We start from the raw sequence: 17,538 nt of genomic DNA on the forward strand, positions 1-17,538 counted from the left end.
GAGTTATGCCTTCATCGCCAAGGCAAGGCGGGAAAGTCCGATTTCCAGGATGTCGTCATTGATGTTCAGAGGTGTTGATACGCGAATGGTGTTGCCGTAATAGCCGCACGGCAGCAACAGCAAACCAAGCTCTCGAGCGGTAGTCGCAACGCGTTTGGTTGCTTCCGCGTCCGGAGTGTTCGAACCGCGCTCGGTGACAATTTCAAAGGCGACCATTGCACCTAGAGCACGGATATCGCCAATCGGCAGAACAGTTGAATCGCTGCTGTTTTTGAGGTCGGCCAGGAACGCCTGAATCCGCTCGCCAATCTGCGTGGCGCGCTGGAGCAGTTGTTCACTTTCAATTACGTCGAGCACCGCGTTTGCAGCAGCACAGGCAAGTGGGTTGCCCGCGAAGGTGCCGCCCAGGAAGCCTGGAGGAGGGCCGTCAATTACCTCGGCGCGACCGATCAAGCCTGCAAGTGGCAAGCCACCGCCCATTGCTTTACCAACGCAGATCAGGTCGGGCTCAATGTCAGCGTGCTCAACAGCAAAGAACTTGCCTGTGCGACCAAAACCGGATTGCACTTCATCAACGACTAGACAGATTCCATACTGATCGCAGATGGCGCGCAGGCGCTGAAGGAATGGTTTCGATGCTTGATAGAAACCGCCTTCGCCCTGGACAGGCTCGATTACGATAGCTGCGACTTGATCGGGAGCGATGCTCGCGCGGAACAGATGATCGAGTGCTCGCAAGCTTTCCTCTTCCGATGTCCCGTGGTGAGGGATCGGGAACGGTACTTGGAAAATGCCTGCTTGCGACGGCGTCACACCCGAGCGAAGTGGCAGAACCTTTCCTGTCATCGCGAGAGCGAGTTGTGTCCGACCGTGAAACGAACCGGTAAAAGTCACAACGCCTTGGCGACCAGTGTGAAAGCGAGCGACTTTGACGGCGTTCTCTGTGGCTTCGGCCCCCGTGGTGAAAAGCACAGATTTCGCATTTTCAATTGGAGCGAGCACGTTCAGTCGTTCGCAGAGCTGCACATAGGGCTCGCAAGAAACCACGGGAAAACCGATGTGCGCGTACTGCGTGAGTTGATGCTGAATTGCCTCGACCACTTTTGGGTGCAGGTTGCCGGTATTGTTCACGGCGATACCCGAGGCAAAGTCTACGTAATGCTGGCCTTCAACATCCCAGAGTTCGCTGCCTTCGGCACGCTGAACGAATACGGGATGGGAAGTCGCAGCACCGCGAGGTAGAGCACGGTCACGTCGGGTCAAAAGGTCTTTGTTAGTCATCGCCATTTCTCAATTCAGTACGTCGGAGCGCCAAACCATCATTTTCTCGATCTGCATTTCGTGCATGGTGTAGGGAATGCCACCTACGCCATGACCCGAGTGACGTGCCCCAGCAAATGGCATCCAGTCGACCCGGAACAAGGTGTTTTCGTTAACCATCACGGCAGTCCCGTCCAAGTGCCTGTAGCAGTACAGGGCGGTATCCACGTTCTGAGTGAACACGGCCGCCTGGAAGGAGAAGGGCAGAGAATTTGCTTCGTGCAGTGCCTCATCGAGGCTGTCGTAGCTGTATACGCAAATGACCGGGCCGAAGACTTCCTTACGCATCACGTCAGAGTCTTTCGGTGGGTCGAGAAGAACGGTTGGGCTGTAGCAGCTTTCCGAGATGCGCTCACCACCACAGATAAGTTGTGCACCACCATCGACTGCGTTCGTTATCCACTGATCGATTCGGTTGATCTCGCTGTGCGAAATTAGTGGGCCGATGTCAGTATTGAGAGACAGGGGGTCTCCAACGATAGCTTTGGCTGCAAGCTCAGCGAGTCCCTGTGCGACCTTCTTCGCGATTTTGCGATCTGCGAAAACGCGTTGCACGGATACGCAGGCTTGTCCGGCGTGCCAAAAGCCACCACGGGCCAAGCGTGGAAGAGCCATTTCCAGATCGGCATCTTCGGCAACGATCACAGGTGCGACACCACCGTGTTCCAATGCACAGCGGGTACCAGCCGCCAACTTGGAACGCAACATCCAGCCCACTGCAGCCGAACCGATGAAGGAGAAAAAACCTACACGGGAGTCAGCGACAAGCTTAACGATGAGATCGTTGCTGTTTGGTAAAACGATCTGGGCCCAGGCTTTAGGCAGGCCTGCCTCGTAAAGAATATTGATGAACGCGTAGGCGCTCATCGGCGTTTTTACCGCTGGCTTGATGATTACCGGTGCCCCCACAGCGATGGCTGGGGCAGCCTGGTGGACGACTAGGTTGAACGGATGGTTGAACGCACTAACGCCCACTACGACACCAATAGGCTCATGCTGTGTGAAGGCGATGCGGCCGGCCGACGTTGCGTTCAAGTCCATGGGAATGACGGAACCGGCTTTGCCTCGGATTTCTTCGATGCAGATGTGCAGACAATCGATGCCACGGTCTACTTCGATCAACGAATCTCTAAGCGGTTTTCCGCTTTCTTGAGCAACGATGCGCGCCAGCTCTTCACGACGCGCACCAATCAGCGTCGCGGCTTTGCGCAAGATCTCGATCCGCTCAGCCTTCTTCAACCAGCCTTTACGATTGCGGTACAAGTCATAAGCAGTGGCAAGTGCCTGCTCGATTTCTTGTTCTGTATTTGCGCGGATTTCGGCAATTTCTTCGCCGTCAAAGGGCGCGATAACTTTGATCATTTCGCTCATGGGTACATGTCCGTAGAGATGAAAAATAAAACTCGGGAATTAGCTGGCCAGGAGCGATTTCAGCTCTACATCCAGAGAGCTAACCTTCTCTGGAATAGGGCTGAGGCCTGACGTAATCAACTTTCGCGCAACCATGTGGTCACCAGCTGAATTGATACTTTCAACCGCGATCAGTTTTCCTTGGCGGTAATGGAAAACGCTGAATTTGCGTTGCTCCAGATCCCCGCGAACTACGTACTGATCCGTACCAATAGGGAGGCCGACCGTTTGGAGTTTTATCTCGCCTTGATCCGACCAGAACCAAGGTGCGATGTGATAGGCAATGCGCTGTCCAAGAATCGTGGAGGCGACCACCTTTGCCTGGTCGATAGCGTTCTGAACCGACTCCAGACGGAATCGGCCACCGGCATACTGATTGGGGTGATTGGTGCAGTCGCCAGCTGAGAGGATGTCTGGGTCAGAGGTCACGGCGAACTCATCAACCAGGATGCCGTTGTCGCAATCCAAACCAGCAGCTACTGCTAGTTCAACGTTGGGCAGTGCACCGACACCTACGAGAACCAGATCGCAATCAATTGTTTCGCCATTTTCCAGATGCACCTGCTGCACACGCTCCGAACCGGAAAGCTTTGCAATGCGGGCGCTGGTGACTACGTTCACACCGATGCTTTGCTGATAGGTTTTGAAGAATTCGGAACTAACCGGTGAAACCGCTCGCTCCATCAGGCGCGACGAATACTCAAGAACCGTTACATTTTTACCGAGCCCTGCTGCGCAAGCCGCGACTTCCAGGCCAATAAATCCACCGCCGATGATGACGATGTTTTGGTTGCTGCTGATGTCGTCCCGCAGGTTTGCGGCGTGCAGGAAGGAGCGCAGCGAGTGGACGCCTTGTAGGTTGGAACCTTCAAGTGTCAGCTCACGCGGACGTGTACCCGTGGCCAGTACGAGCTTGTCATAATTGAATGACCTGCCACCTTTGGTGAGTACCGTTTTGAGTCTGCGGTTGATATGCTCAACCGTATCGCCACACACCAGCTTGATGTCGTTCTCGGAGTAAAACTCAGCTGGTCTCAGTTGAATAGAAGTCTCATCCGCCTGATGCTTAAGGTACGCCTTGGAAAGTGGAGGGCGCTGGTAAGGGATGTTGGACTCATCGCCGATAATCACTAGGCGCCCTTTAAAGCCACCCTGGCGTAGCGAGGCCGTGACTTGGAAGCCTGCTTGCCCAGCTCCGATGACCACGATAGTTTCGTTGTTGTTCATGGCCCCTACCTTAGTACTTGATCCAGGTGGTTTTAAGTGCTGAATACTTTTCGAAAGCGTGCAGTGAGTTGTCGCGTCCGTTACCGGATTGCTTCACTCCACCAAATGGCACTAGAGGAGAAATCATGTCGACCGTGTTCACCGTTACGGTGCCGGCTTTGAGTGCTTCGGCAACGCGGTGGGCACGGGAGAGGTTGGACGTGAATACAGAAGCCATCAGCCCATAGATCGAGTCATTGGCAATGGCTACAGCTTCTTCTTCAGTTTTGAATTTCATGATGCTGAGGACAGGGCCAAAGATTTCTTCCCGTGCGACCTGCATTTCGTTTGTGACGTTGGTGAAGATGGTTGGGCGGATGAAGTTTTCGCTGTCGTTGATGCAAACCAGCTCACCGCCATAGGCGAGCGTCGCTTCTTTCTTTCCTTGCTCAACGAATTTCATGACGCGCTGGGTGTGCAGTGTTTCTACCATTGAACCCATGAGTGCTTCTGGTGAAAGAGGATCAGCTGGTTCGTAGGCTTCGGCGTATTTCACAACCTTGCTAACGAACTCGTCGTGGATGCTTTCTTCAACGAGCAGGCGAGTCGGGGAAGAACAGACCTCACCTTGATTGTAGAAAACTCGAGCGGCCAGCTCTGCTGCCAGATCGAGGTTCTCGGTGTCTGCGAAAACGATGTTTGGACTTTTGCCACCGCACTCCAACCACACCAGCTTCATGTTGGATTCGGCGGAGTAACGGAGGAAATATTTACCGACTTCAGTTGAGCCTGTGAAAGCCAGGCAGGCGATGTCCATGTGCAGGCCGAGTGGGGCACCGACAGTTTCACCGTAGCCGGTCACGACGTTGAACACACCATCCGGAATACCAGCTTCCTTCATCAGTGCAGCGAGCTTGATAGCGGTGAGTGGCGATTGTTCAGCGGGTTTAAGCACAACAGAGTTGCCCATCGCCAGCGCAGGAACGCATTTCCAGATGGCCATATCCAGCGGGAAGTTCCACGGCACCACGCAAGCGACGACACCCAGCGCTTCCCGCCGGATAAGCGCCAGGTCACCTTGGCCAGTCGGCGCAACTTCGTCGTAAAGCTTGTCGACGGCTTCGGCGATCCATTGGACATACGCCACCAGTTCCGGCATTTCGTAGCTATAGGAAACCTCAACAGGTTTACCCATATCCATGGACTCGAGAAGTGATAGCTCCTCCATGTTGTCCTTCAGGAGCGATGCCAATTTCAACAGAACGTTTTTTCGCTCGGTAGGGGAGCGCTTTGCCCAGACGCCGCTTTCGAAGCGCTCTTTGGCGACCTGTACGGCCAGATTCACATCGGCTTGGTCGCAGTCGGCAATTTTCGCGATTACTTTTCCGGTCGCTGGATTAACGCAGTCGAAGGTTCTCCCAGAGACCGAATCGACGTATTCGCCATCAATGAAAGCTCTACCTTCTGGGCTCAAGCCTGCACTCTTGACCTGCCAATACTCACGAGTACGAATCATTGAATTTCAACCTCCAGGTACATTTTTGTAGGTGTCCTAGAGGTAGATCGGTGGCCGCGTGGAGCTTTGCCGAAATCCTGTAGGACGTTTTGAATCTTTATAGCACGACAGTTGTGTTAAAAAAAGACCGTTGGTCTTTCTCATTCATTGAAAGGAGAGGGCAAGGATCCCTAAACCTTGAAATGATCCATCAAAACCTGCTGCTGGCTGGCGAGGTCGTTCAGGGTGCTGCTGATTTGGGAAGATTCGTCAGCTTGTGTCTTCAGGGACTCTGTGACCCCCCGCACGCCCGCGATATTGCGATTGATTTCTTCGGCCACGGAGCTTTGCTCCTCGGCTGCAGTAGCGATTTGAAGGTTCATGTCGTTAATAACGCGCACAGCAGCGCCAATGCGTTGAAGGGCTTCCACGGCAGAGCCGACCTGCTCAACGCTATCCTGGGCCTGTCTGTGATTACCCCCGATAGCACCCACGACATTTCGAGTGCCTTGCTGCAGTCCCTCAATCACCAACCGGATCTCTTCGACCGACTCTTGAGTTCTTCTGGCGAGATTTCTGACTTCATCTGCGACAACGGCGAAGCCACGGCCAGCATCTCCTGCTCGGGCTGCTTCAATTGCGGCGTTCAATGCCAGAAGGTTGGTCTGTTCGGCGATGGACTTAATCACGTCTAAAACCGAACCTATTTGGTCGCTGTTGACGGCCAGCGTCTTCACTTGGCCCATCATTGCGTCCATCTCTTGAGCCAGCATTCCAATTTTCTTTGTCGTAGCATCAATTACTACGAGACCTTCGCTCGTTGCATCATCTGCATTCTTGGCTGCGGTGGCTGCTTGAGCGGCGCTTTTGGCTACGTCCTGGGCTGTGGCGCTCATTTCATGTGAGGCTGTGGCGACTTGCTCAATTTCGCGGTATTGCTGAAACATCCCTGCACTTGCTTCTTGGGCGATTTTCGAAGAGCGATCTGCAGTGTCCCTCGCTTGATGAACTGACTGCTTCACCTCGGCGATGATTGGCTGAAGCTTGTCGAGGAACGTGTTAAACCATGATGCAAGCTCCCCCAACTCATCCCGTGCACGGTGATTGAGCCTTCGCGTTAGGTCACCTTCACCGGTCGCAATGTCTTTCAGCATTGTTGATACCGAGACTATTGGCCTGGTAATACCCCTTGCAGCGAACCATAAAACGATTAGGCCTAAGAGCGTTGCGCCTATCCCGATCAAAAAGTTTTGCCGACTGGTTTGACTGGCTTGAGTATCCAGCTCGCTCTCTAGTTTTTTTGCGGGTTCAAAAAGTACAGATTCTGGAGTGTCGAGTAGGATCATCCAGGCAGGCGTTTCGGGAATAGGGGAAAAATTTTTCATGACACGTAGCTTGTCATGCGTGCGAATTACTGAGCCCTTTGGAGAATTTAAGCCTTCACGTATTTGTGAGGCGTCGGGGCCGTAGACTGCATCCAATTGGTTACCCAACTGATTTTCGTCACCGCTGTGAGCCGCTAGTAATCCAGCTGGGCTGATAATGCTGACATTGCTAGCGCCATCATAAAGGCTTTCGCTACTGATCTTTGCAAGGCTTTGTAACTGCTGCAGACTTATATCCATTCCAAATACAGCGATCACCTTCTCATTCTCAATCAATGGGAAGGTGATTGATGTTATCAGGTTTGAGTTCGAGCCGAGCTCTTCCTTGTAGGGGTTTAGAATGCAGGGTTTCATCGTTGTCTTGGGGCAGGTGAACCAAGAGTTGAATGGCGTGCCATCTAGCATTGGTGACGTATCGCTTATCATCTTCTCGGTGACGGTAAGCGCATTAATCGCGCCTTCCTTTCTAATCCAGTAGCTGGCGAACCTTCCGCTATCTGTGCTGCCAAGGTCGGTTCTGCCTACAAATTTCTTGTCCTGACCGTCTAGGGCATCGTTATTGAAAACAACATAGAGACTTAAAATGTTGGGGTTTGTCGCCAGTGCAAGCTTTATCTGTTGGTTCAACGAATCTCGGGATTGTTCGGTAGTAATGGCGAAATGATTTCCCAGTTCTCGCTGTTTTTTGATCTGCTCTGCGACACCAGAACCGTATAAGTACGACCGGATAAAATAGGCTTGTATTTTTAAGGCCTGTATCTCGCCGTTAGATTGCATTCTACTGATGGCCGCATCGTCTATCATATTGAGGGTTTTTGTTTTTATATAATTAATATTTGATTTCGATTGGGAGGCTGTGCTCCCTAGCAATACGGCTACGACGCTGAGCAAGCAAATTCCGGCCAGTATCGTAATTTTATTTTTTATTGTTATTTGCACGTGGATACCCTTTGAATGTTTCTATGTCTGTTACTGGTTGACGGAGTGGGTGAGAGCAATTGACTGATATTGAAGTATCTTTACGTGGGCAGAAATGCCTCAAACGGCCAAAAAAATACCGCTGCGGCCAATTTTACTAAAGACTCAATTTTTTTGCTTCTTATGCTCGAATAAGCATGCTAAGAAAGGGCTTTGAGGACTGAGTGTTGGTGGGCGTTATGACTTCCTTTATAGCTTTCATGCTCAAGTGGCTGGACACCCAAATTTCTGCAGCTTCCAAGTTGGATGACTCATCCGATGAGCAAGATTGCATAAACCACTACGTTAGATTTTTTATATTCCCAAGATAACTCCGCGCAATCATATATTTTAGTGCTCGCCTCTGCCGAGATACCGGTTTGTGAACCCGGCGCGCTGTAGGTGAGTCTATGCAGGGGATTGAAGTCGCCAAACATCCCACAAGCCTGGCTGATGTGGGCATCACAAATCGAAGCGGGAGGCGACCTTCCTTGGTTTTCCTCGCTCAAATGCCCCATCGGTATGCCAATGTGGCATCTGAGTAACATTCCCTTTGAAAGTGCGATTCAAATTTCTGTAGGACTTGTGTTCAGCTTATTTAATGTTCCCAATAGGGCTATTCCCTCCAGTTCACTCCATGAATGAGAAAACCCGTCACGATAAGCATGCTAACAATGGTGTAACCGATCCATTCGTTTTCCACGAAAGCTCCATTTGTAATAAATATGGTTTAAAAACTCTAAGCCTGTAGTGATCACGTACCTATATCATTTTTAATGCCCTGAAGTCAGCTTCAACCCTGCGATGCAAGCAATGAGACCTAGAATAAAAAGTACACGCGTTATCGTGGATGGCTCCTGAAACCATATCATTCCTATTACGACAGTCCCCAATGCACCAATTCCTGTCCAGATAGCGTAAGCGGTACCTAATGGGATATTGCGAGTCGCCAGTTCGAGGAAATACATGCTCAAGGCAATACAAACTATGAATGCTGACGTCCATGGAATATTTTTGAAACCATCCGTGTAGCGCATGCACGTCGTAAATCCGACTTCAAACAAACCGCCAATAATTAGATAGATCCAAGCCATCACATGCCCCTTTAACTTTTCGATTCCGTTGCATAGTCGTAATCAACGTTGCTCGGAGGGTTTTTCTTTCGTTGAACACCTGTTAGAAGCCTTGCAGAGCGACCACGAGTGAACCAGGCCCATGACCAGTTCAAATACACGGAAGTGCGGCTGCGGAAATCAATCAGGAGCAAGAGATGAACGAGTGACCAGGCTAACCAGCCGGTGAAGCCCTTCAGGCGAATCTTTCCAAAGTCGGCAACCGCGTGGGATCGACCAATGACTGCCATCGTTCCCCAATTGCGATACTTGAACGGAGAAACTCTGGGTTTGCCTTGTATACGGGCAAGGATCGCCTTGGCGACATATGCACCTTGCTGTTTGGCAACCGGGGCAATCCCTGGAAGTGGTCGATTCAGACCTGCTTGGTAGCAGGCGACGTCACCTATTGCGAAGATTTCTGGATTGCCCGGCACCGAGCAATCGTCATTCACGATGATCGCCTTATTGCGAGCAGCCTTAGCACCAATCCAGGTTGCTGCCGGTCGGGCTTGGGTGCCGGCGCACCATATGACGCTATTGCTCGCGATCCAGGTGTTACCCAACATGATCCCGGAGTCCGTAATTGTCTTCACTGGCCTGCCCAAGTGTACTTCTACGCCTAACGTTCTTAACGCTTGAACGGCGTATGACGACAGTCCCTCAGGAAAAGCCGACAGAGCTGTACTGCCAGCCTCAACCAGAAGGATTCTCAGATGCTTGGTGTCAATGCTTTTGAAGTCACGTGTAAGGGCAGTCTTAGCGAGCTCCGCGACAGCTCCGGCCATCTCCACGCCTGTTGGGCCCGCTCCCACCACAATAAACGTTAGTAAATTCTGAATTCGAGCGACGTCTTTGCTGCGTTCGGCTTGTTCAAAATTACTGAGAAGCTTCTCGCGTATCGTCAATGCGTCCTCTAATGATTTGAGAACTGGAGCATGCAGGGCCCATTCATCATTTCCAAAGAAACTGTAATCAGCACCCGTCGCCAGTACCAGATAATCGTATGGCAGATCATCATTGGTTTTAGTCAGTAGGCGCTTTTTACTCACGTCCACACCGATCACTTCTGCCATGACGATGCGAAGGTTCTGAGCTCTGATTATTGTGCGGGTCGCAGTCGCTATGTCTGCTGGAGACAGCATCGCTGTGGCTACTTGGTAGAGCAGAGGTTGGAAAAGATGGTGATTACTCCTATCCACCAAAGTGACTTCGCAGGCTTTTCCAGCCAGTGCTTTGGCTGCGGCGAGTCCCCCGAAGCCTGTGCCCACGATTACGATTCGCTTGGAAGTGCTCATGAGTAGACTCCATTCACAGGAATACTCAGGCAAGAAGGCATTGCGTACATGTATATCTCCAAAAGCTAAACACTCACCTTTCTCATAGTCAGTTATGACGCTGTAGAATTGTTTTTTGTATTTATTCTTTTGGTGATAGTTTTGTTTAAAGGGTAAAGCGTTAGATACTAAAACTTGAAACTAACCTTTGTTTGGTTGATGTTGGTTGGAGCTGTATTGGTTTTCTGTATTCGTTGGTGCTGATCCTGCTTGAGGGGAGATCTTGCCTTCATGCGCCCCGGTCATCTATAGCGCAGGAGGCCAAAAATGTGCTGATTAGACCAGCGAGCAGATTTTGCATTATTTGACCGAGTATTCAGGCTAGTTATAGACGTTGATGATTACAATTGCTTACATTTTGCTCGTGTGTTATGCCCTTGAAGAATCAATAGAAAAAAGCATTTTCCGTGTTTCAATATTGATTATAGTTCGCTGGCGTTTTCAACGATGCGCTAAAGCGAAACTCTGAGCAGCAACCGCTCGTCTAGCAATCAGATCAGCTTTGTGTGGCACATTGAGGTAGGGTTTACGTCAAGTTAGCCACGACTGATCTCGTCTACTGAGCCGTCTAGCATAAAATCGAACACTGCAGGTCGAGCGAAAGGTCACTTCTCAGGCTATCGGCGTATCCCCGACATCATTGGTGCGTAGGGCAAACATAGGGCGCTTCAGCACCGTTGAAAGCGACCGTTTGGTGGCATTGATTGCTGTCTTTGAGAAAGCCTAGATCCTGTTCGAGGATGACGTCACCGCTGCAACGGAATGGATGAGTTCGCCGGCTCGAGGGCTCGGTTCAAAGCGCCCGCTGGACATGTTGAGGACGAGGGTAGAAACGAGAGCTTTCGTCGATCTTATCGTTCGACTGGAGAGCGGGGTGCTCGTTTAAATTTCGTCATGTGTCTCGTTCAGCGGTAGTACCTGACGTTGATTGTTGTAATCGTTCATTCGGGCAAGGCCCGGCTTGATGGTAGCGCTTTAGATTCATCACGGATCGCTGCTACAAGCGTAATCGACTCCTCATATGCCACCCCAGCTAGCGTCAAATCAGCCGGAGCCGGTGATTCAAAACCAGTTCGTGCAACTGAAACACTAACGAAACATTTCGGCCATATGATTCGCGTCACCGAAACCTAGGAGGGTTGGAGATGAATCGGCCATCAAGAAGCATGCGCAAACTACTCGACGCCGTTGCCACCAACAATGAGGCAGCGGCGCTTGATGTGATGCGTGCTGCTGAGCAGCTCCAAGATGAGGTGCTGCGCCAACGATTGCTCAACCTCATTCATCGGCTCAACCAAGACGCCAATGACTTGCGAATGGCGCGGGACGATATCCAAGGCGGAGCTATCAAGCTCGCGTGACCCGCGTTCACCACTTTTGAGCTCCCTCCATGGCTTACAGCCCAATTCGCTGCTAGGCAGAACGCTTGCTCCTACTCGGAATCTGTTGTTCCTTGAGCGAATGAACTGGATGCAGCTTCAATCCGCTCCTGCAACTGAGTCACGTATGTCTTCGCTTCCTCCAGGTTCTGGAACGACACTGCATTGTTGTCGAGCCAGACCGTGCATCCACTGCCTTCCTCATGCGCTTCAATTCTGACGTTCATTTGCAATCCCTATGCGTTTTGGTGCGGCGGATCGTAGCGTACTTTTCAGATGTGTCAAAATGAAACAAAGGCTCTAGATCAATGCTTTGATGGCGTATCCATTTAGGCCGCTCTGCAAAAAACAGTATGAGTACTTCTCCGCAGGTATCAGCCAAATAACTGATGGAAAGAGCGGATCAAAATTGATCCACGCGTCTGCTAAGCTCGTGTCGATATCGTTTCAATGAGATGACCGAATGTCATTCGTAGACAAGTTCGTTGCTGAGATATTGGCACTTTAGATTGCCCTGTATCACTCCCGCGCTCGTTTGGAGGCACGGACTGATAGCGAAGCTTTGCACGATCTCAGGATTGCCGTGAGGCGTATCAGGAGTTTGCTCCGACCGATGCGCGCCATGAGCGAGGTGGTGGCGCTGAACAATGCGGCGGCTGAAGTGGGAAGGCTGACCACGCCGGCTCGCGATCTGGAGGTGATGATTCAGGAGCTGGAGAACAAAGGCTTTCCTGTTCAGGCGCAACTCAGAAAAACTCGGTTAGCGTCGAACTACACCAAAATTCTAAAAAGTCCGGCCCTCAAGAACCTGTTCATTCAATTGGATGAATGGCCTTCCACCTTTCGCTCCGTTGAAGTCAAAGGCGGTTTAAAGCACGTCCAGCCTCAAATAGAAAAAGCGCTGAAAAAACAGATCGACCGGTTGCATGCTGCCGTGGATGACGCAGGATTCGATCGGCATGAGTTGAGAATCCTGGTCAAGCGGACGCGCTACCTCACGGAAGCTTTCCCCAAGCTTTCACCTCTCTCGCGTAAAGCGGCGAGTTCTCTCAAGGCACTGCAATCGGCTTTAGGTTCCTGGCATGACCATTATCAATGGTGCCAAAAGGCGCTGATCGAACCCGACCTGCGTCCGTTGGAAAAGGCTTGGCAAAGCTGCTCAGCCACAGCGCTCGAAAAGGCCGAGATCCAATTGGTTGACCTAGCGAAGCTGCTGCCCAAATCATCAGGCAAAAAAAAGCCGCCTAAAGTGGCAGCAGAAAAAACAGCAGGCGTTGAATAGCCAGAGTATTACTGCCGTAAAGTTACAAAACGGTGACTGTTTTCTGGTGTGGTGAAGATGGCTCTTTAAGACAGCTCAACCACAGGCCTATTGATGCTGATAGGCAAGGGGTGAGCTACTCAACAGGCTTCTTCTACGTATTGGAAGGATCACTCCGGTGCCATCAACACAGCGAGCGTCATGTTGATGAACTCTTCATTTGTTCTGATCGTATCCAACGCACCACGCACGTTGCCTCCAATCTCACCCGATCCACGCTGCTCGACCCAGAGCGTCAGTTCCATGATTGCAGCCTCAAGGGCTTGCTGGTTTTCGTTAATCTTATAAAGCAGGGAAGGGAGTAGGTCAGAGTTTGGCATCACGATTCCTCCATGAAAAAAGGACAGCGTAGCAGTAGGAGAATTTGGTAGGCGCTCGGCTATTGATGGCGCGCAGAGTCAGCTCGCGTTCAGCAAACGCTCAAGCTGTTCTCGTTCCCAGCCACTTAATAGTTCGACCGGGTCAGTGCCGTAGCGTTGCCAGGTTTCAAGAGCCCCGATACGACCGTCAGGAGACCTGCAATCCTCGCAGTAATCCAAGGTGCCGCCGTCATTGAAAAGCGTGAGACGCCAACCGTCGATCTCAACAGTCATGAGACCGTTGTAAATCTCATTCCAAGTCTGCTGAGAGGCCCGATGCATGGTGCGTGTGCCCAGCGCGACGTCTTTCAGTACCTGGTAGACATCACGGGCGGTGAGGGGGGAGGTTGTGTTCAAATCATTCTCGCTTGGAGTCATGGAGCAACCCTTGACGCACATACAACGGCGACAATGGAAGTATTGGTAAATCCTTGAGTCATAGCTGTATGGCTCATAGGATGAGATGTGGATCTTCCAAACAGCTAAGGACTGCATCGTGATTAAAGAGATCGTGTTGCGCAATGTATCCAGCTATTCGCCCAATGTGGATGCCACTATGGGCCCTTTGACGAAAATTAACGTGCTCTACGGCCATAACGGAACGGGCAAGACGACCATAGGTAACTACCTGCAGAGTCTATCCGACCCAAGATTCAAAGCGTGCCGAATCAATCCTGTAGACGCTGAGCGGGAGGTACTGGTCTACAACCACACCTTCATGGAGAAAAATTTCCACGCGAGCTCACAGCCCGGCATTTTCACCCTAAATGAGGGCAACATTGACGCTGAGGCTGCTTTGAAAAAGGCAGAGGATGCGCTCAAGATATTGGGCGAAGAGCAGCAGGATGTGGTTAAAACTGGAATGGGTTACGTCAAGGCGCAGGAAGATCACCGTGAAGCGCTGCGAGATCGTGTTTGGGCTTTAAAGAAACCGTTCGACAACTCACCGCTTAAATACTGCTTTTATCAGATCAATTCAAAAGAGAAACTGCTGGAAAGGGTCTCTCCATTAGCCTATACCGCAACCGCTGATACGTTGGAAATGCTGGAGTCAGAGGCCAAAGAGCTCCAAGCAGCAAGCGACATCGAGTTACCGCAAATTTCGAGATTCACATTCCAGGAAAGTGATGTCGAGTCTAATAGTATCTTTCAAGAATGCATCGCAGGCTCTGGCGACTCCTACCTCTCTGCTCTCATCCAGGAACTGGGTAACTCAGACTGGGTGAAGCAAGCCTTTGCCTTTGTTAACCAGGCTGATGAGACATGCCCGTTTTGCCAGCAAAAGCTGCCTGATGATTTCTACCTGCACCTGAAGGGCGTATTCGATCAGACTTACGAAAAGCGAGTGGCGCAGCTCAACTCATTGGCGGCTCGATATGAGGCTGGGGTTAAGCGGCTTCTCGTTCAGCTTGAAAAAGCCGAGTATCAGCTTGGATCGTTTGCGGGTGTAGCCGCCAATCTGCAAGCAGCAATTCGGAAAAATATGTTCAGTATTGAGTCCAAACTGATGAGTCCCTCGACTTCCATCACATTGGATTCGACAGCTGACCTGATTGCTGCCTTGAACGCGGTGGTTAAGGTCGAACAGGACAAGATCGACGCAATCAATCTTAAGGTTAAAGATAGAAAAACGTACCTGGATCAAATCAAGACGCGATTTTGGAACTGTTTCCGAGGCAGTTGCGACGTGTGGATCAAGGAGACCTCCAAGTACGTTTCGGACTTTGATCAAAAGCGAGACCAAACAAGGCAGCAGGTGGAGCAGATTCGTAAGGAGGCCAAGGCTCACAAGGATGTCATAGCGCAGAGCAAGGCCAGCATCACCAACATCGATCAGTCTGTGGATAGCATCAACAGGTGGCTCGGTGTTCTGGGGCTCAAGGGATTCGTCCTCGTGAGAGAGGAGGGTGGGCGTCATTCGTAACGCATTTGGTTCCGATGACGACCCCGCGTCTGCCAAGGTCAACAAGGTCATCGCCACGGCACTGGATGCCGCCAAAGACGCCGGTGCCGAACTGATCGACGTTGAGATTCCGGACTTGATGGAGCATATCCTGGCAACCTCGCTCTATCTGTCGCACTCGCGTTCTGACATCAATCGGTTTCTGGCTTCACGTGACAATATGCCAGTCGCTACGCTGGAGATGATCAGGGAAAAGAAACTCTACGAGCCTTCGCTCGATCTTCTAGAGGCTATTTTTGAAGGCCCTGAACATCCAGAGGATGATCCGCAGTACTTCCAGAAAATGGCGGCGCGCGACAAATTTCAGCGCCTGGTGGTCGGTATCGTTGCCCAGCACAATCTGGATGCGCTGGTGTTCCCCTGCACCCAGGTCTTGCCTCCCAGCAAGCAGGAAATAAGAGAAGGCAAACATGAAGTCCTGGGCTTTCCGACCAACACCCTGATCGCCTCGCAGATGTGGATGCCGTCGATTTGTCTGCCCGCGGGATTCAGTGACGACGGTCTGCCAGTCGGCATGGAGCTGCTAGTCCTGCCTTACCATGAGCCTGATCTTTTCAGACTGGGTTACGGGTTTGAGCAAGCGACCCACTGTCGCAAAGCCCCCACCTATCGATAACAATCTGAACATGCTGGCTGGTTTTATCCGACGCCTGGGACACCTCTAACATGTTCACAACCGCTGCCCGGTAGGGCCGGCACTCAAGCAGCCAGTGATGACGATGTCTGAGTGCGACGTCTGCTTGATCATGGATGGCAGCCAAATGAAGCCACTGCACACGCCGATGCCCCTGGCTCTTGCACCAGGCTAATGCCTCTTTACTCATGGCTCAGATCAATGATGCAGTAGCGCCTCTTTCTGTGTGACGAAAGCTCTGCCTCCTCGTTTGGTTCATTGCTTTGCGGCCTGATGGCTGAGGCATCAAGCCCATTCCTCCCTTTGTATAACCCTCGCTTCTACTTATTCATAACCTGGGCTGTTTGCTCCCAAACCCAGCTACGCCTAGGTTAGCGCTTAGCCGAGCTTCAAGCTTTGCGTAAAAGAACAACAACAAGAGAAGCGAAAAATGCCTGTGATAACCATCGGTATGGTGGGAATCGGCCAGCTTGGCCTTCCTATCGCAACCAACCTGCTTGCGGCCGGATTTCGCGTTGTCGGTTACCGACGTCGAGATCGCGAGGCCTTCATCCGTCAGGGTGGCATCGCGCTCGAAAGCCCAGCCGCCGTAGCGGCGCAATCAAACTTCATCCTCACTTGCCTGCCCAGCGAAGTGGCCCACATGGAAATCATGGAGGGGCCTGATGGCCTGCTTCAGTCCATAGGGCCGCAGCACACGCTCATCGAGATCGGCACCTATCACAAAGCCTTCAAGCAACGAATGGCTCAGCGTATCGAACAACGTGGTGCGCGGGTGTTGGAAGCGGAGGTCAGTGGTACTCCATCCATGGTTTGCCTACGCAAGGCTTCCTTGTTTCTGGGCGGTGACTCTGACCTGGTGGAGCACTGCAAGCCCGTGCTCGATGCAATCGCCGACATCCAGTTCCATATCGGTGGGTTTGGGTGCGCAGTCGCGATGAAACTGATTGCCAACTATCTGGTGACTATTCACACCTTGGCCGCAGCCGAGGCGTTAAACCTTGGCGTGAAAGCAGGGTTTAGCGCACAGCAGGTGGTTGAGGTGATACGCCAAAGCGCGGGTGGTTCAACGATGTTCAGCGCAAGAGCACCGATGATGGCTGATCGTCATTTTCTGCCGGCGCCAGGACCTTTCGCCACGCTGGAAAAATACATCGACATGGCCAGTGAGCTGTCCGAGGAACTCGGTAGCGCCGCGCCTTTGTTCAATGCCGCCAAGCCCTACTTTCTAAGGGCAATCGAAGAAGGCATTGGTGAAGAAGATATCTCGGCAGTGATCAAGTTGATTGAAGCCGACTCCCAGGCCGACTCCCAGGCACCTTCCAAAAAAGAGAAAACAACATGCTGATTGAACAACGTACCTATCAACTCAAGCCTGGTGCCCTGCACGAATTCCTGCGTGCTTACGAGGAGGAGGGGCTGCCACTTCAGGGCGAGGCACTGGGCAACCTGATCGGTTATTTCAAACCGGAAACGGGGGACATCAATCGGGTCATTCAGTTGTGGGGATATTCCAGCTACGAGGACCGTGCCCAACGCCGCGCGGCACTGTCCAGTGATCCAAGATGGCGTACGTTCCTTGGCAAGAACGGCCATCTGGTGGTTGCCCAGCAAGTGGAACTGTTGAGCGCCGCCCCCTTTTCCCCTATCCGTTAAAAAG

Annotated in this window: 15 protein-coding genes and 3 pseudogenes; 7 read left to right on the forward strand and 11 right to left on the reverse strand. The window is 51.7% G+C overall.

Going from position 1 to position 17,538, the window contains the following annotated elements; translation table 11 throughout:
* Positions 1–3: 3 nt before the first annotated feature.
* The 8 genes and pseudogenes from gabT to ACZ9IM_RS11680 form a co-directional block, all read right to left on the reverse strand.
* Positions 4–1,287 carry a 4-aminobutyrate--2-oxoglutarate transaminase gene (gene gabT / locus ACZ9IM_RS11645; protein ID WP_238543566.1) on the reverse strand — a complete coding sequence of 428 codons (1,284 nt, stop codon included), beginning with the start codon at positions 1,285–1,287 and terminating at the stop codon, positions 4–6.
* Between the two features lie 3 nt (positions 1,288–1,290).
* Positions 1,291–2,691 carry an aldehyde dehydrogenase family protein gene (locus ACZ9IM_RS11650; protein ID WP_008069798.1) on the reverse strand — a complete coding sequence of 467 codons (1,401 nt, stop codon included), beginning with the start codon at positions 2,689–2,691 and terminating at the stop codon, positions 1,291–1,293.
* 39 nt (positions 2,692–2,730) lie between these two features.
* Positions 2,731–3,957, reverse strand: a complete 1,227-nt coding sequence (locus ACZ9IM_RS11655; protein ID WP_008069799.1) for an NAD(P)/FAD-dependent oxidoreductase — start codon at positions 3,955–3,957, stop codon at positions 2,731–2,733.
* A 10-nt stretch (positions 3,958–3,967) separates the two neighbouring features.
* On the reverse strand, positions 3,968–5,452 hold the full coding sequence (locus ACZ9IM_RS11660) for an aldehyde dehydrogenase (RefSeq protein ID WP_008069800.1): 1,485 nt from the start codon (positions 5,450–5,452) through the stop codon (positions 3,968–3,970).
* A gap of 170 nt (positions 5,453–5,622) precedes the next feature.
* A pseudogene (locus ACZ9IM_RS11665) lies at positions 5,623–6,138 on the reverse strand (methyl-accepting chemotaxis protein); the annotation flags it as partial.
* A gap of 390 nt (positions 6,139–6,528) precedes the next feature.
* Positions 6,529–7,620, reverse strand: a pseudogene (locus tag ACZ9IM_RS11670) (cache domain-containing protein); the annotation flags it as partial.
* Positions 7,621–8,546: 926 nt separating this feature from the next.
* The gene (locus ACZ9IM_RS11675) at positions 8,547–8,867 is read right to left on the reverse strand and encodes a DMT family transporter (RefSeq protein ID WP_008069803.1); all 321 of its coding nucleotides are present in this window, start codon (positions 8,865–8,867) and stop codon (positions 8,547–8,549) included.
* Between the two features lie 11 nt (positions 8,868–8,878).
* On the reverse strand, positions 8,879–10,183 hold the full coding sequence (locus ACZ9IM_RS11680; RefSeq protein WP_476223953.1) for an NAD(P)/FAD-dependent oxidoreductase: 1,305 nt from the start codon (positions 10,181–10,183) through the stop codon (positions 8,879–8,881).
* A 769-nt stretch (positions 10,184–10,952) separates the two neighbouring features.
* Here ACZ9IM_RS11680 and ACZ9IM_RS11685 point away from each other — a divergent pair.
* Together ACZ9IM_RS11685 and ACZ9IM_RS11690 are read left to right on the forward strand one after the other, a co-directional pair.
* Complete coding sequence (locus ACZ9IM_RS11685; protein WP_476224059.1) at positions 10,953–11,108, forward strand: antitoxin Xre/MbcA/ParS toxin-binding domain-containing protein; 156 nt, start codon at positions 10,953–10,955, stop codon at positions 11,106–11,108.
* Positions 11,109–11,367: 259 nt separating this feature from the next.
* A complete protein-coding gene (locus ACZ9IM_RS11690) occupies positions 11,368–11,583 on the forward strand; it encodes a hypothetical protein (RefSeq protein WP_008001700.1) in 216 nt (71 codons plus the stop codon).
* Between the two features lie 71 nt (positions 11,584–11,654).
* On the opposite strand, the gene ACZ9IM_RS11695 is transcribed toward ACZ9IM_RS11690, so the two are convergent.
* Positions 11,655–11,828, reverse strand: coding sequence for a hypothetical protein (locus ACZ9IM_RS11695; RefSeq protein WP_457327096.1), 174 nt, complete (start codon positions 11,826–11,828; stop codon positions 11,655–11,657).
* Positions 11,829–12,184: 356 nt separating this feature from the next.
* Between ACZ9IM_RS11695 and ACZ9IM_RS11700 the strand changes: the two genes are divergently transcribed.
* Positions 12,185–12,883: a CHAD domain-containing protein gene (locus tag ACZ9IM_RS11700; protein WP_476223954.1), complete on the forward strand. Its 699-nt coding sequence runs from the start codon at positions 12,185–12,187 to the stop codon at positions 12,881–12,883.
* Positions 12,884–13,032: 149 nt separating this feature from the next.
* On the opposite strand, the gene ACZ9IM_RS11705 is transcribed toward ACZ9IM_RS11700, so the two are convergent.
* Both ACZ9IM_RS11705 and ACZ9IM_RS11710 read right to left on the reverse strand, forming a co-directional pair.
* A complete protein-coding gene (locus tag ACZ9IM_RS11705) occupies positions 13,033–13,242 on the reverse strand; it encodes a hypothetical protein (RefSeq protein WP_223527270.1) in 210 nt (69 codons plus the stop codon).
* Positions 13,243–13,320: 78 nt separating this feature from the next.
* Positions 13,321–13,638 carry a DUF7693 family protein gene (locus tag ACZ9IM_RS11710; protein WP_476224060.1) on the reverse strand — a complete coding sequence of 106 codons (318 nt, stop codon included), beginning with the start codon at positions 13,636–13,638 and terminating at the stop codon, positions 13,321–13,323.
* A 139-nt stretch (positions 13,639–13,777) separates the two neighbouring features.
* On the opposite strand from ACZ9IM_RS11710, the gene ACZ9IM_RS11715 reads away from it, so the two are divergent.
* The 4 genes and pseudogenes from ACZ9IM_RS11715 (at position 13,778) to ACZ9IM_RS11730 (ending at position 17,534) form a co-directional block, all read left to right on the forward strand.
* Complete coding sequence (locus ACZ9IM_RS11715) at positions 13,778–15,205, forward strand: AAA family ATPase (protein WP_476223955.1); 1,428 nt, start codon at positions 13,778–13,780, stop codon at positions 15,203–15,205.
* On the forward strand, positions 15,189–15,860 hold the full coding sequence (locus tag ACZ9IM_RS11720; RefSeq protein WP_476223956.1) for an amidase family protein: 672 nt from the start codon (positions 15,189–15,191) through the stop codon (positions 15,858–15,860). The genes ACZ9IM_RS11715 and ACZ9IM_RS11720 overlap by 17 nt, the downstream gene beginning before the upstream one ends.
* A gap of 442 nt (positions 15,861–16,302) precedes the next feature.
* Positions 16,303–17,226, forward strand: a pseudogene (locus ACZ9IM_RS11725) (NAD(P)-dependent oxidoreductase); the annotation flags it as partial.
* Positions 17,220–17,534 (forward strand): NIPSNAP family protein, encoded by a 315-nt coding sequence (locus ACZ9IM_RS11730; RefSeq protein ID WP_007938251.1) that lies wholly within the window; start codon positions 17,220–17,222, stop codon positions 17,532–17,534. The pseudogene ACZ9IM_RS11725 and the gene ACZ9IM_RS11730, both read left to right, overlap by 7 nt.
* Positions 17,535–17,538 lie beyond the last annotated feature (4 nt).

The sequence above is a fragment of the Pseudomonas sp. TE12508 genome (genome assembly GCF_056279485.1).